Source organism: Plantactinospora endophytica (assembly GCF_016862915.1).
Classification (GTDB): Bacteria; Actinomycetota; Actinomycetes; order Mycobacteriales; family Micromonosporaceae; genus Plantactinospora; species Plantactinospora endophytica.
In genome coordinates this window covers 613,834-627,855 of record NZ_BONW01000013.1, presented here as the reverse complement: position 1 = coordinate 627,855, position 14,022 = coordinate 613,834, and the positions used below count along the sequence as shown (strand labels likewise).

The 14,022-nt window shown below is 73.6% G+C and carries 15 protein-coding genes; 9 read left to right on the top strand and 6 right to left on the bottom strand.

The window, feature by feature from the left end; genetic code table 11:
• Positions 1-139: 139 nt before the first annotated feature.
• Positions 140-703 carry a MarR family winged helix-turn-helix transcriptional regulator gene (locus Pen02_RS15650; protein ID WP_239140755.1) on the bottom strand — a complete coding sequence of 188 codons (564 nt, stop codon included), beginning with the start codon at positions 701-703 and terminating at the stop codon, positions 140-142.
• Between the two features lie 157 nt (positions 704-860).
• On the opposite strand from Pen02_RS15650, the gene Pen02_RS15645 reads away from it, so the two are divergent.
• Entirely contained in the window at positions 861-1,520 is a 660-nt protein-coding gene (locus Pen02_RS15645) for an FMN-dependent NADH-azoreductase (RefSeq protein WP_203866719.1), read from the top strand.
• Between the two features lie 87 nt (positions 1,521-1,607).
• On the top strand, positions 1,608-2,405 hold the full coding sequence (yaaA, locus tag Pen02_RS15640) for a peroxide stress protein YaaA (RefSeq protein WP_203866718.1): 798 nt from the start codon (positions 1,608-1,610) through the stop codon (positions 2,403-2,405).
• Here the strand turns inward: yaaA and Pen02_RS15635 are convergent.
• The 4 genes from Pen02_RS15635 to Pen02_RS15620 form a co-directional block, all read right to left on the bottom strand.
• Positions 2,392-3,807, bottom strand: a complete 1,416-nt coding sequence (locus Pen02_RS15635) for an adenylosuccinate synthetase (protein WP_203866717.1) — start codon at positions 3,805-3,807, stop codon at positions 2,392-2,394. The genes yaaA and Pen02_RS15635 overlap by 14 nt on opposite strands.
• Complete coding sequence (locus tag Pen02_RS15630; protein ID WP_239140752.1) at positions 3,804-4,766, bottom strand: hypothetical protein; 963 nt, start codon at positions 4,764-4,766, stop codon at positions 3,804-3,806. The genes Pen02_RS15635 and Pen02_RS15630 overlap by 4 nt, the downstream gene beginning before the upstream one ends.
• A 120-nt stretch (positions 4,767-4,886) precedes the next feature.
• Entirely contained in the window at positions 4,887-5,864 is a 978-nt protein-coding gene (locus tag Pen02_RS15625) for a protein kinase family protein (protein WP_203866716.1), read from the bottom strand.
• Between the two features lie 146 nt (positions 5,865-6,010).
• The gene (locus Pen02_RS15620; protein ID WP_203866715.1) at positions 6,011-6,763 is read right to left on the bottom strand and encodes an NUDIX hydrolase; all 753 of its coding nucleotides are present in this window, start codon (positions 6,761-6,763) and stop codon (positions 6,011-6,013) included.
• Positions 6,764-7,022: 259 nt separating this feature from the next.
• On the opposite strand from Pen02_RS15620, the gene Pen02_RS15615 reads away from it, so the two are divergent.
• Entirely contained in the window at positions 7,023-7,820 is a 798-nt protein-coding gene (locus tag Pen02_RS15615; protein ID WP_203866714.1) for an SAM-dependent methyltransferase, read from the top strand.
• Between the two features lie 108 nt (positions 7,821-7,928).
• Here the strand turns inward: Pen02_RS15615 and Pen02_RS15610 are convergent, their stop codons facing one another.
• On the bottom strand, positions 7,929-8,876 hold the full coding sequence (locus tag Pen02_RS15610) for a LysR family transcriptional regulator (protein ID WP_203866713.1): 948 nt from the start codon (positions 8,874-8,876) through the stop codon (positions 7,929-7,931).
• A gap of 70 nt (positions 8,877-8,946) precedes the next feature.
• On the opposite strand from Pen02_RS15610, the gene Pen02_RS15605 reads away from it, so the two are divergent.
• The 6 genes from Pen02_RS15605 (at position 8,947) to Pen02_RS15580 (ending at position 13,970) form a co-directional block, all read left to right on the top strand.
• Positions 8,947-9,849, top strand: coding sequence for a class I SAM-dependent methyltransferase (locus Pen02_RS15605; protein WP_203866712.1), 903 nt, complete (start codon positions 8,947-8,949; stop codon positions 9,847-9,849).
• A gap of 1 nt (position 9,850) precedes the next feature.
• Positions 9,851-10,684, top strand: coding sequence for a class I SAM-dependent methyltransferase (locus tag Pen02_RS15600; RefSeq protein WP_203866711.1), 834 nt, complete (start codon positions 9,851-9,853; stop codon positions 10,682-10,684).
• A gap of 67 nt (positions 10,685-10,751) precedes the next feature.
• Positions 10,752-11,129, top strand: coding sequence for a hypothetical protein (locus Pen02_RS15595; RefSeq protein WP_203866710.1), 378 nt, complete (start codon positions 10,752-10,754; stop codon positions 11,127-11,129).
• A 198-nt stretch (positions 11,130-11,327) separates the two neighbouring features.
• Complete coding sequence (locus tag Pen02_RS42555; RefSeq protein ID WP_203866709.1) at positions 11,328-11,939, top strand: hypothetical protein; 612 nt, start codon at positions 11,328-11,330, stop codon at positions 11,937-11,939.
• Positions 11,940-12,156: 217 nt separating this feature from the next.
• Positions 12,157-13,317, top strand: coding sequence for a sensor histidine kinase (locus tag Pen02_RS15585; RefSeq protein WP_239140750.1), 1,161 nt, complete (start codon positions 12,157-12,159; stop codon positions 13,315-13,317).
• Positions 13,314-13,970, top strand: coding sequence for a response regulator (locus Pen02_RS15580; RefSeq protein WP_203866707.1), 657 nt, complete (start codon positions 13,314-13,316; stop codon positions 13,968-13,970). The genes Pen02_RS15585 and Pen02_RS15580 overlap by 4 nt, the downstream gene beginning before the upstream one ends.
• The last annotated feature ends 52 nt before the right edge of the window (positions 13,971-14,022 follow it).

The following is a 14,022-nucleotide window of genomic DNA, read 5'->3' as shown; positions in this document are numbered from 1 at the left end:
TCGTCCGGGCCGAAATCCGATCGGACCGGCTTCGGTCGGGCCGGGGTCGACGGGGCCTGGTTCGGTCGGGCCGGGGTCGACGGGGCCTGGTTCGGTCGGGCCGGGGTCGATCGGGGCCGGGGGTCCGGTCGGGGTGTGGTCAGTGTCGGCGGCGGCGCCGGGTCTCCTGCTCCTGCATCTCCTCGACCGCCTGGCAGGCGTTGTGCATCGGGTCGAGCCGGTCCGCGTGGATCGCCACGCGTTGCAGCAGCTCCTTGAAGGCCGGCTCGTCCCGGCCGAGCACGGAGAGGATCTCGGCCTCAGCGCTGGCCAGTGCGGCCTGCCGGTCCTGCCAGAGCGCCTTGCCGGCCTCGGTGGCGACCACCCGGCGGCTGCGCCGGTCGGCCGGATCCGGCTGCCGCGAGACCAGTCCGGCGGCCTCCAGGTCGTCGATCAGGTAGGTGAGGACCGTCCGGTCGATGCCCAACTGGGCGGCCATCGCGCCCTGGTTCGTCGCGAGGTTCTGGCTGGCCGAGGCGACGACCTGGTAACCACGCGGGCCGCCGGGGACGTCGTTGACGATCTCCTCCGCCGCGCGCAGGTAGCGCCGCATGATCACACCGAGTGCCCAGCCGAAGTCGTCCTTGAGCAACTCCGCCGCGATCCGCCCGGCACCGTCGCGGGGACGGGCGTCGGATGGCGCGGGAGCTGCGGTGTCGGACACCTCACCAGCATACCTGCCCGGGAGATCATCCCGTTCATGGATGTTCTGTAACACAGAAGTATCAAGTCGAAGATAATATAAATCACAGTCCTGCTGCACAGCAGTCGATCTGCGGTTAATTTGGTCGCGCTTGCAGAACTTTTCTTCGGAGGTAGCAGTGAGCCTGTTCCGACTCGACGCCAGCATTCGCGGCGAGCAGTCCGTCAGCCGCGCGGTCGCGGACACCGCCGAGGCGGCGTGGACGCGTACCCATCCGTCCGGTCTGATCACCCGGCGCGACCTGGCCGTGTCGCCGGTACCGCACGACGCCTGGCCGGCGGCGGTCAGCGCCGGGTTCGTACCCGCCGACCAGCGCACCGAGCAGCAGGTGCGGGCCGCCGCCCTCGCCAGCACGTACGCCGACGAACTGGTGGCGGCCGACGCCTACCTGTTCGCCGTGCCGCTCTACAACTACGGCATCTCCCAGCACGTCAAGTCCTGGATCGACATGCTGCTCACCGAGCCCCGGCTGGCGCCCAACCAGGAGTCGCCGCTGCGCGGCCGGCCGGCGGCGCTGATCATCACCCGGGGCGGCGGCTACGGGCCGGGTACGCCCCGGGAGGGCTGGGACCACGCGACGCCGTACTACCGGCGGATCTTCGGCGACCTGTTCGGCCTGGACCTGCACGTGAGCGAGGTCGAGCTGACCTTGGCCGAGGTCACCCCGGCGATGGAGCCGCTGCGGGACCTGGCCCGGCAGTACCTCGACGCCGGTCACACCTCCGCCGGCAAGCACGGCGAACTGCTGGCCCAGCACACCCTCGGTCTGGCGGCCTGACCGTTCCGGCCGACCGGTACGGGTACGGGGCGGGCGGCCGACCCGCCCCGTACGCCCGCACGGGTGGGCTGCGTAGGCTTGCTGGTCGTGCTGATCCTGCTGCCTCCGTCGGAGGGGAAGACCGCGCCCCGCACCGGCCGGCCGGTGCGCCCGGACGCGCTGACCCTGCCGGCGCTCGCCCCGGGCCGGGAGCGTGTCCTGGCGGCACTCGTCGACCTCTGCGCCGGGCCGGACCGGGAACGCGCCCGCGAGGTGCTCGGGCTCAGCCCGGGGCAGGACGAGGAACTGGACCGCAACGCCCGGCTCCGCACCGCCCCGGCCCAGCCGGCGGCCAAGATCTACACCGGGGTGCTCTACGACGCCCTCGACCTCGGCACCCTGCCCGCGCCGGCACGCACCCGGGCCCGGCGGTCCGTCCTGGTCTTCTCCGGCCTATGGGGCGTGCTGCGGACGGACGACCGGATTCCGGCGTACCGCTGCGCGATCGGGGTGAACCTGCCCGGGGTGGGCGGGCTGGCGGCGTACTGGCGCGGACTGCTCGACCCGGTGCTCACCGAGGCGGCCGGTGGCGGGCCGGTCCTCGACCTGCGCTCCATCGGGTACGCCGCGATGTGGCGGCCCAGCGGCCGGCTGGCCGAGCGCACCGTCACCGTCCGGGTGCTGCACGAACAGGTGGTCGCCGGGGTGGTCCGGCGCTCCGTGGTCAGCCACTTCAACAAGGCCAGCAAGGGCCGGCTGGTCCGGGACCTGTTGCTGGCCGGCGCGGCGCCCCGGTCGGCCGGCAAACTGGTCGAGGCGCTGCGCGACCTGAAGTACACCGTCGAGGAGCAGCCGGCGGTGGCCGGCCGCCCCCGTCAGCTCGACCTGGTGGTCACGGAACTCTGAGATCGCACCGGGCCGCCCGGCCGGGACGACCGGCGCCCGACCCGGTACGGCACCCGGCCGCCGCCGGACCGGGACGCTTGTCGGTGACCCGTGGGCCGTGCGAGGTCATCAGCACCGGTACGTCGAGCAGGCCGCCGATCGTGGTGGGCCAGTCGTCCGGCCGGAACAGCACCGCCGGCCGGGCCCGGTACAGCAGCGCGGTCAGCTCCGCCTGCCGGGCGAGGTCCCGCGCCGGGCCGGGGACCAGCCGGAACACCGGGGCACGGTCCACCTCGTAACCGGTGCAGACCCGCAGCGCCGGTTCCCGCTCCGGCGCGTCGACGTGCGTGACGGCCAGCGCGTCGACGCCGCCGCAGACGCCGACGGCGTACCGGTGCGCGACCGCGTCGAAGTGGCCGACCCGGAACGGGCCCTGCCAGCGACCTGTCCCGTTGTGCGGCTCCGGCAGGCGCAGCGCTGGATCCTCGGTGACGAACGGCCCGGCGCCGTGCCGGGTGGTGTACGTCCGCACCACACCGAGCCGCAGCGCCGACTCGTCCGCCTCGGCCAGCAGGGTCGCCGCGTTGTCGAAGGTCGTCGTCGACCACGTCGTGTACGGGTGCCAGCCACGCCACTCGTCCAGCAGCACGCCCTGCGCCCCCTCGAACACGCACGGTCCGGCCCGCAGCAGGCGGCGCCGGGCGGCGGCGCCGTCCACCACCGCGACCGCCTCGCCGAACGCCCGGAACGCCGCCACCACGTCGTCCACCGACGGCACCTCGAAGCCCGGCGCGTCGAGCGGTGCCGGGGCGGGGCGCGGGACGGTGGCCGGCGCAGCGTCGAGGGACGGGACGTTGCCCGGTGCGGCATCGGGGGGCTGGGCGTCGAGCGGACCGAGTTCGTCGGTGAGGCGGTCACGCAGGCTGGTGAGCCGGTGACGCAGGCGTACCGGATCACGCACGTCGGCGACGCGCGGGGCGTCGGGGTGGCGCTCGGCGTACCGCATGGTCTCGCCGACGCCGACCCCGCACGAACCGTGCCGGTCGGCACCGCGCCGCAGTTCGCGGAGCTGGTTCGCGGCCCGGTGCCACGGTGTCGTGAGCAGCGCGTCGCCGTCGACCGTCAGCAGCCCGAACGGGTCCGGCACCCCCAGGCGGGCCAACTGCGTCGCCTCGGCGGCCAGGGCGAGCGGGTCGACGGCGACGAACCGCGACAGGTGGGTGGGTACGCCGCGCAGCGTGCCCGAGCCGAACTGGGCGAAGGTGTGGTGCCGCCCGTCCGGCGTCAGCACGTTGTGTGCCGCCTGCGCGCCCCCGTTGAACCGGATCACGGCGGTGACCGGCGCCCGGGTGCAGAGCCACTCCACTGTGGTCCCCTTGCCCGCGTCCCCGTAGCCGAGGTCCACGACGACCGTGTGTTTCACAGCCGGAGGTTCCCGCCGGTGCCCCGGTCGAGGCCGGTCAGCGCCACCGAGCTGCCGACCGGGTCGGGCCGGATCGCCGCCAGCGCCCGGCCGACGCTGTCGCCGGCCGTCGAGCCGAGGTCGTCGAGGTCCCGCAGGCCGGCGTCGAGGTCGACGGCGCGCTCGCCCAGCCCGACGGTGAGGGCGATGGTCTCGCAGACCGCGTCCAGGTCGTCGAGTTCCAGCACGTTCTGGCCGAGCAGCTTCCGCCAGGCGGTCAGGGTGCGCGAGTTGCCGGCGTAACTCGAACCGCCGGGCAGGATGTAGTAGACCTCGAAACTGCGCCGCAGCTCCCGGACGATCTCGTCGACGGCGATCGGCTCGGTGAGCTGGTCCCCGATCACCCGCCGCACCTCCGCCGGCTTGACCCGGTCGTACGGCAGCTCGTCGCCGATCAGGAAGAGATAGCCGGTACGGCCGCGCTTGCGGACGCTGTCCAGCACGGTGTGCCGGGCCATGAAGTACATCGCCAGTTCGTACGACTCGGTCTGCTGGCCGCCGCCGCCCCCTTCGAGGACGATGTTGGCCAGTTGGTCGTCCATCCGGTTGTCCGACTCGAACTGGCCGATCTGCAACGGCACCCGGTCGCAGGTGGCGTCGCCGACCGCACCGAACAGGATCTGCGGATCCGTGGCGTAGCCTTGGCGCAGCAGCAGGCCGAGCAGTTGCGGCAGCTTCGTCTGGAGTACCCGGGGCACGTCGTACATCGAGCCGGTGACGTCGAAGAGTACGGCGATCGGGGTCGTGTGCGGGTGTTCGGCGCTGTCCCGGCTCTCCCGGGCGGTCACCTTGTACGGGCTGAGGTCGGGGTGCGCGGTACGGGCGCCGCTGTCGTTGTACGCGAACGGGCTCGCCCCGCGGGCCGCCCGGTAGCTCGCGGCGGCCGAGTACACGTCGGTCGACCAACGTCCACTGCCCATGATGCTTTCCCTTCGGTCGGGCCTGAGCGGTCAGGCCGGGATGACGAACGGTCGAGATCGAGTGGGGGTCGGGTGGTCAGGCCGGCAGGGACGAGCGGCCGGAACCGGCGGGGGCCGGGGTCAGGTGGGCAGGACGAACGGTCGGAACCGGCGGGGGCCGTAGAGGTCGTGCAGCAGGTCGTCGAGTTCGGCGAGCAGTCGCCAGGCGTCGTCGGGGCGCATCGAGGGCCGGTCCAGGCGGCAGCCGTCCGCGAACCGGCGCAGGGCCGGCGGCAGCCGGGGGCCGATCAGTCGGGCCATCAGCTCGGCGGCGGCGTACAGGTCGGTGGCCGGGGTGGCGGGTCGGCGGCCGGGCACCTCCGGCGGGTAGGTGTCGCGGTAGCGGGCGACGAGCGCGGCTATCCGCTGGCCGGGCCGGACCGCGTAGCACCAGTCGACCAGGGCGAGGCCGTGTTGGGCGGGGTGGATCAGCACGTGCTCGGGGAGTACCGCGCCGTGCACGAGGCCGGCCCGGTGCGCCCAGCCGAGCCCGACGAGCAGACGGCGCCACATCCAGGCGGCGTCGCGCGGGTCGACTCCGTCGGGGTACCGCCGGGCCACCTCGGCGAGGCTGACGAACCCGTCGAGGCGTTCCAGCACCGGTCCGGTGCGACGCGTCCCGGTCGCCGGATCGTCGTGCACGACGGTGTCCAGCAGTCGTGGGGCGTAGTCGCGGAACCGGTGTTCGCCGTGGCTCGCCAGCCGGTCGAGCGCGTCGATCTCGGCCCGTACCAGATCGGCGTCGGCCGGGTCGCGCGGCAGTTTCAGCAGGCCGGACAGGGGTCCGTCGGTGACCTCGCGGAGCGTGGCCAGGTCGCCGACGGCGATCTCGGCACCGACGGACCAGCGGTGCCGCCGGGTCCGGATCACCGCCGTGGTCGTGGCCCAGAGCGCGGTGAGCCGGGCCAGCGCCGCCGTCGCGGTCGCGGTGCGACCGGCCGGTGCGACATCCGGGTGCAGGATCTTGACCAACCGGCGGTACGCGGTCGCGCCGTCGGCGAAGATCTCGGCCGGGGTACGCGCCCGCTGCACCAGGGCAACCGCCTCGTCGAAGGTCATCGTGTCGGTCCCCTCTCGCGGCCGGCTCCCGGCGCCGCGTCGGCCACCCGGCCTCGTCCTCCGCCGGCCGCCGTTGCGGCACCTCGGCCCCGTACCGCCGTCGTCGCCCGTCGCGTCCGCACCGCCGTCCCCGGCACCGCCCCGGTTCACCGCACCTGCTCCTCCCGGGTCGGCCGGAGCAGAGCCGGATGCAGCAGGGCGGCGTCGCCCGCACGGTAGAGGCGGGCCCGTGGCCCACCCCGTTCGCCGCCCCGGCTGGTCGTCCCGCCGGTGCTCTCCACGAAGCCGGGCACCGACAGCACCTTGCGGTGGAAGTTGCCGGCGTGGAGTTGCTCGCCCCAGACGGCGGCGTACACGGCGCGCAGCTCGCCGATGGTGAACTCCGCCCCGAGGAACGCCGTGCCCAGCGGGGTGTACTCCAGCTTGGCGCGGGCGCGTTCGAGTCCATCGGCGAGCACGGTGTCGTGGTCGAAGGCGAGTTCCCGGGCCTCGTCGACGGGCACCCATCCGGCGGTGGCCGCGTCGCCGCCGGCCCGGGGGTCCGGCAGGCTCGGCGCGAATCCGAGATAGGCCACGGACATCACCCGCATCCTCGGGTCACGTCCGGGATCGCCGTAGGTGCGCAACTGTTCGAGGTGGACCCGGGCCAGGGCGGCCTCGCCCGGGCACAGCCCGGTCTCCTCGGCCAGTTCCCGGCGGGCCGCCTCGGCCAGCGTCTCGTCCCGGACGAACCCGCCGGGCAGGGCCGACCGCCCCCGGTACGGATGTTCGGCCCGCTCGACCAGCAGCACGTGCAGCGCACCGTCCCGGATGGTCAGCACCACGATGTCGACGGTGACCGCGACCGGCGGATATCCGGCCGGGTCGTACGCCGCCAGGAACGTGGACTCGGCGCGCATCGGCCACCCTCTCGTTATTCTCAGATTGAGTCTTACTCACCTAGAGAAGAAGTTACCGCGCCCGCCTCGCCGACTCAACCCCCACCGACACACGGATTTCCGCCAACCGCGCTCCGCCGTCCGGCGACCACAACCGACCGTCCGGCGACAGACGGGTTAGGGAAGCCTTTTCCCGCCGCCCTCCGTGCGGGCCACCGGTGATCGACGGGCTAGGATCGGCTCGCCTTCAGCAGCCCTCGAACCTCTCCCGGGAGTGGCCTTGCCCATCCAGGACTCCGCGCCGTCCGGTGTCGACACGACGCAGATGAGCCACGCCCGCGCGTACGACTACGTGCTCGGCGGCAAGGACAACTTCGCGGTGGACCGGGAGGCGGCCAAGCAGGTCATCGCGCTCGCCCCGGACCTGCCCGCGCTCGGCAGGGCCCAGCGGCGGTTCCTGCTCCGGGTCACCCAGATGTGCGCCGACCTCGGCATCAAGCAGTTCCTCGACGTGGGCGCCGGCATTCCGACCGCACCCAACGTGCACGAGACCGCCCGGGCCATCACCCCCGACGCCCGGGTGGTCTATGTGGACAGTGACCCGATCGTCTTCGTCCACAACCGGGCACTGCTGGCCACCGACGAGAACGTGGTCTCGATCCAGGCGGACGTCCGCCGCCCGGACGAACTCCTCGACGACCCGCAGGTGCAACAGCTCATCAACTTCGACGAGCCGGTACTGCTGCTCTTCATCGGCCTGTTCCACCTGGTCACCGATGCTGAGGACCCGGCGGCGCTGATCGCGCGGTTCCGCGAGCGGTTGGCGCCGGGCAGCTACGTCTGCATCTCCCAGTTCTGCGTGGACGGCAGCGACCCGGCGGCCAAGGCCAAGCTGGAGGAGATCTCGGTGAACTCCCCCGCGCCGATGACGTTCCGCCGCCGGGAGGAGATCGAGCGATTCTTCGAGGGCTTCGAACTGCTGTCACCCGGCGTCGTCGACGTGCAGGAGTGGTGGCCGGACGAGACCGCACCGCCGACCATGTTGAAGGTCGCCGCCGGGGTCGCCCGGAAGCGATAGGCGGCCGGCGACGGGTCGGGTTCGCTGCGGCGGTGAGACAGCCGTAGGCGCGACCTCCGACCGCCACCGTGATCGGGTACGCCCACCGACCGGTCCCGACGGCCCTGGTCAGGTGCGGCGCGGCGCCAGGTCGGCGAGTACCTCCAGCATCGCGGTCACCGCCGGCGCACGGAATGCCGGCGTGGCCGTCGCGGCGTAGAGCCGACGGGTCGGCAACACCGGAACGGTGGGACGCAGCACCACGTCACGTCGTACCGCCACGGCGGCCAGCGTCGGCATGAGCATCACGCCGACACCGGCCGCCACCAGCGCCTGCTTGCCGTTCCAGTCGTCGCACCAGAACCCGATCCGGGGCGCCGTGCCGAGCGCACCGGCCAGCGGGGCGACCGGCCCGAGACAGTCCGGATGCGCCCCGTCGATCCACGTCTCGTCGCCCAGGTCGGCCAGGCGTACCCGACGGCGCCGGGCGAGCCGGTGCTGGGCCGGCAGGACTACCTGGAGTTCCTCGTCGAGCAGGGGTACCAACTCGACACCCTCCATGGTCGTCCGGGGCAATTCGACACCGGCCGGGGCGTCCCGGGCCGCCTGCGGCTCGTCGTACAGGTGCCAGTCGGTTACCAGGGCCAGGTCGATCCGCCCGTCCCGTACCGCAGGAAGCAGGCCCGCCTGGTCGAGTTGCCGGAGGCTGAGGGTCACGCCCGGATGGAGCTGCCCGAACCGGCGGACGGCCTCGGGCACGAAATGCGTGTTGGCGCTCGGAAAGGCCGCCAACCGGAGTTCACCCGACTCCAACTCGGCGAAGGACGCCAGCCGGGCCTCCAGGGACCGCAGTCGGGTCAGGCTGTCCCGGGCGAGTTCGATCGCGACCGCACCGGCCGGGGTCGGCCGGACCCCACGGGCGGCCCGGCTGAACAGCCGGACACCGAGTCGCCGTTCCAGACCCGCGATCTGACGCGAGACGGCGGGCTGGGTCAGCGAGAGCGCCGAGGCCGCCGCCGAGAACGAGCCGCGCTCGCCGACCGCGACGAGCACCTGCAACGACCAGGGGTCAAGCATGCGTCGAGCTTATGGCAGACCCAACCAACCCGCAGTTGTGTGCATGGGATGCCGGACCGACGCTTGACCGGTGAGTCCAATCAGCACCGACCGGGGGTACGACCCGGATGCCGGGGTGACGGCGGCCCGGATCGCCGACCAGATGGCGTACCTGTCCGGGTGGCTGCCGCCGGCGCCCGCCCGGATCCTCGACGCGGGATGCGGACGGGGCGACCTCGCCCGCGCCCTCGCCCGCGCCGGCTACACGGTCACCGCCGTGGACGTGGATCCGGTGACCGTCGGTACGGCCGTCGCGCGTGGCGCTCCGGCGATCGTCGCCGACCTTCTGCACTACCAGGACGACCGGCCGTTCGACGTGGTGCTCTGCGTACTGTCCCTGCACCACATGACCGATCTCGCCGGTGCGGTCCGGCGGGCCTGGTCGCTGCTGCGGCCGGGCGGGCTGCTGGTGGTCGACGAGTTCGCCTGGGAGCGGGCGGACCCCGCCACCGCCGGCTGGTACCACGACACGGCTGCGCTGCTCGCCGCCGCCGGACGACTCGCCCCGGTACCGCTCGACCCCCCGGAGGCGGCACCGCTGGCGACGGTGGAACCGCGTGACAGGACGGCGGAGCCGGGCGACGGGACGCCGGAACCGCGAGGCGGGACGGCGAGGACGGCGAGCACGACGGCGGAGCCGGGCGCCGCACCCGACGGGACGCCGTACGCGCGCTGGGTCGGACGGCACCGCGACGTGCACCGTCTCCATCCGGGCGACGCCGTGACCAGGGAGATCGCCAGGCTCTTCGAGATCCGCGAGGCGGTGCGGGTGCCGTACCTGCACCGCTACCTCGCCGACCGACTCGGCGACGACGCCGACGGGCTGGCCGTGTTCACCGTACTTCGCCAGATCGAACGACTGCGGGTGGCCGACGGTGGCCTCGCCGCGGTCGGCCTGCGGCTGCTCGCCCAGGCCCGTCCGAAAGGAAACTGAGATGCGCATCGTCAACACCGACCAGGCCGAGGCGTGGAACGGGCCGGAGGGCGCCAACTGGGCCGAGCAGGGCGACCGGGACGACCCGGTGAACGCCGCACTGACCGGGGCGCTGCTCGCCGCCGCCGGGATCGGGCCCGAGGACCACGTCCTGGACGTCGGCTGCGGCACCGGCGAGACGACCCGGCTCGCCGCCCGACTGGCCGACCGGGGACGGGTGACCGGCATCGACCTCTCCGCACCGATGCTGGAGCAGGCCCGGGCCGCCGCCTCGGCGGCGGGGTTGCGGCACGTCGAGTTCGTGCGGAGCGACGCGCAGGTGCACCCGTTTCCCGATGCCAGCTTCGACGTGGCGATCAGCCAGTTCGGCATCATGTTCTTCGCCGACCCGGTGGCGGCGTTCGCCAACCTCCGTTCCGCGCTCCGCCCCGGCGGGCGGCTCGCCTTCGTCTGCCCCCGCGACATGGCCGACAACGCCTGGTACGTGGCGCCGATGTCCGCGCTGCGCCAGGGGCGGGGCACCGGCCGACTGCCCGAGTCGGCGATGTTCTCGCTGGCCGACCCGGTACGGCTGACGCACGTGCTCGGCCGGGCCGGCTTCACCGACGTACGGCCCCGGCCGCTCGACGCGCCGATGAACTTCGGCCGCGACGTGGAGCAGGCCGCCGACTGGTACCTCGGGTCCGGGCCGGTGATGGCCGTCCTCCAGCAGGAGAACGGGCCGACCGCCAAGGCCGCCCGGGCGATCCTGGTCGAGACGCTGCGGCCGTACGAGGGGCCGGAGGGGGTACGAATCCCCGGCGCCAACTGGCTGGTCACCGCCGTCCGGCCGTGACCGGGGTGGGCGGCGCCGGCCGGTGTCGGGTCTTCCACTCCGGCGCCACATGCCACATCCTGGATCCATGGGCGAAGTACGGCCGATGCCGAGCGTTGGTGACCTGTTCATCGATACCCGTGGCGGCGACCGGACGATGCGGGTCAGCTACCACGGCGACCGGGGCACCGTGGTGGTGTCGTTGTGGCTCGGCACGGTGTGCCGGGGATCGTTCCGGATGGCGACCGACGACGTACGCAGGTTGGTCTCGACGCTCAACGAGATCGACCGGACCGCCGCCGTGCCGGTCGCACCGGTCGGGGCAGGACCGGTCGACTCCGGGCCGGGTGTCACCGGCACCGCCACGGTCGACGCCGCCGGGCCGGCCGACCCGCCGGTCGACGAGACCGGCGACATCTCCGGCATCGCCAGGATGGTGGCCGCGCCGACGCTCCGGGTCGCCTGAGCGTGGACGCCCGAAGGCTGAGCGTGGACGCCCGTCGGCTCTGCGTCGCTCCGGGTCGGCCGAGCGTGGGCGCTGCACCCGGGCACTGTGGACGCCGCCGGTTAATGTGCTGTCGGCGGTCGACGGCTGGGCTGCGGGCGTACCGGTGAGGGGTAACGCCGGTGTGCGGACCCGGCGCGGACCGACGGATGGAGGCCCGTGAGGATCTGGGAGTCGGCGCTGCTCACCGTGCTGGGTGGGCTGATGGCCGCCGGGGCGGGCCTGTTGGCGGCGGTACTCCAGGGCCGGCAGGCGGCACGGGCACGGGCCGAGCAGCAGAGCCGGGAGGACCGGTACCGCCTGCACCAGGACCGGGTGGCGGCGTACCTCGATTTCCACCTGTCGGCCAGCAACGCGCGGGGTGTCATGCAGGACGTCACGGGCGAGACCGAGGAGGCCGATGCCGAACGGCGCGCGGCGCGGAACGCGACGCAGCACAGCTACGTCATGGTGATGCTGATCGGTGGCGCCGAGACGATCGCCGCGGCCCGCCGGACGATGGTCTACATCGACGGCGTCGTGTTCCGGCGGGAGCCGTTCGACGCGCCGGCCTGGAGCGACATCATCGGCGGCTTCCAGCAGGCGGCCCGGTACGACCTGACGGGGCACCGGGACCTCGCCGAGATCTGGCGGATGGTGGACTGGCCGCCACCGCCACCGCGCGGCCACCCCGGCCACGGGTCCGGTGTGCCCGGGGCCGACCCCGAACTACAGCACGCCGAGCCGGACGGCGGCCGGCCCGGTAGCTCAGCCGGCACCTCCGGCGCCTGACGTCCGCAACTCGCTGGCACCGCGACGGGATAAGGCGTCCGACGAGGGCTAGCGCAGCGGGCACCTCCGGCGCCTGACGTCCGCCGCTCGGGCCAGCTCGGCCCGGTAGGCCGGGGCCCTGAGGTCGCGTCGCATCGCACCGTTCCGGGTGTTCGGCCGGCGCACCGTACTTTTGACCGGTTCGGCAAGTGGCACCGCACCTCGTAGCCTGACCTACGTGAACGTTCGGAAGTGGCTGGCCGGGCGGTCCTGGGTCGCGGCCGACACCGGGCTCGGCATCGTGTTCGGCGCGGCCCTGCTGGTCACGGCGACCGCGCTCGCCGGAAGCTGGGGCGGCAACTACTGGCAGTTCGACTGCGCCGCCGGGGCGCTGGCCTGCGGCATCGCGCTGGCTCGCCGACGGCACCGGCTCGCAGCGGCCGTCGCCGGCCTGGCCGTGGCGGTGCTCGCCATCCTGGTCGCCCGGTCCACCGGGCTGCCCGCCGAGCCCGGCCCCGCGATGGCGCTCGCGCTCGCCGTACTGGTGGCCTCCGCGCTGAGGACTCTTCCGGCGCCGTCGGCCGGCGCCGTCACGGCCGGCGGGTTGGCCGTCGTGGTCGGCAGCCAGCTCGCCTTCCCGCCCTCCTCCGGCGCCGGCCTCGGCGGGGTCACCGCGCTGAACGCGGCGAGCTGGCTCGGCGCGCTGACGGTCGGGCTTGGCCTGCGGCTGCTGGCCGCCCGACGGCGCAGCGTGGCCGAGCGGATCCGGCGCAACGAACGCCTGGAGCTGGCCAGAGAGCTGCACGACGTCGTGGCGCACCACATCACCGGCATCGTGGTGCAGGCCCAGGCGGCCCAGCTCGTCGCCCGCCGGCACCCGGAACAGGCCGGCACCGCCCTGGCCGGCATCGAGGCGGCCGGCTCGGAGGCGATGGCCGCGATGCGCCGCGTCGTGGGACTGCTCCGGGACACCGACGACGCGGCTCCGGCCAGCGGCGGCCCGGAACAGCTCGGCGAACTGGTCCGACGCTTCGCCGGCCACGGACCGGCGGTACGGCTCCGGCTGCCGGACGGCGAGGACGAGTCGAACTGGCCGCCCGAGGTGACCAGTACGGTGCACCGGGTGGTGCAGGAGTCGTTGACCAACATCGCCCGGCACGCCCCGCAGGCCCGGTCGGTCACCGTGACCGTCGCCCGGGAACCGACGGCGGTCACCGTCGAGATCGTCGACGACGCCCCACCGGGCGGCAGCCGCCTACACCAGCGCGGCGGATACGGGCTGCTCGGAATGCGGGAACGCCTCGAAGCGCTCGGCGGCACCCTCCGGGCCGGCCCGCGCCCCGACACCGGCTGGGCCGTGCACGCCAGCCTGCCCGTACCGGTCGGGAACCGTCGATGAGCATCCGGGTGCTGCTCGCCGACGACCAGGCGATGGTACGCAGCGGCCTGCGGCTGATCCTGGAGGACCAGCCCGACATCGACGTGATCGCCGAAGCCTCGGACGGCGGGCAGGCGGTCGCGCTCGCCCGACGGCTGCGCCCGGACGTCTGCCTGGTGGACATCCGGATGCCCCGGCTCGACGGCATCGAGGTCACCCGCGCGCTGGCCGGCCCCGACGTCCCGGATCCGCTCCGGGTGGTCGTGGTGACCACGTTCGACCTGGACGAGTACGTCTACGGCGCGCTGCGCGGCGGCGCGGTCGGCTTCGTACTCAAGGACGCCGGTCCGGCCCTGCTCGTCGAGGCCGTCCGGGCGGCGCACGCCGGGGACGCCCTGGTCTCGCCCTCGGTGACCGTACGGCTGCTGCGTCACCTACGGTCCACCACCGCGCCCGGCAGCGGGCGGCCCGCCCGGGCACTGACCGAGCGGGAGGCCGAGGTCGTCCGGGCCATCGCCCGGGGACGGACCAACCGGGAGATCGCCGCCGAACTGTTCATCACGCTGAGCACGGTCAAGAGCCACGTCTCCGGCATCCAGACCAAGCTCGGGCTGCGCAACCGGGTCGAGATCGCCGCCTGGGCCTGGGAGAACTCGGTGGTCGGGCTCGGCTGACGACCGAGCCGGACCGGAGGTCCCCGCCGCCGACGGGGACCTCCGGAACTTC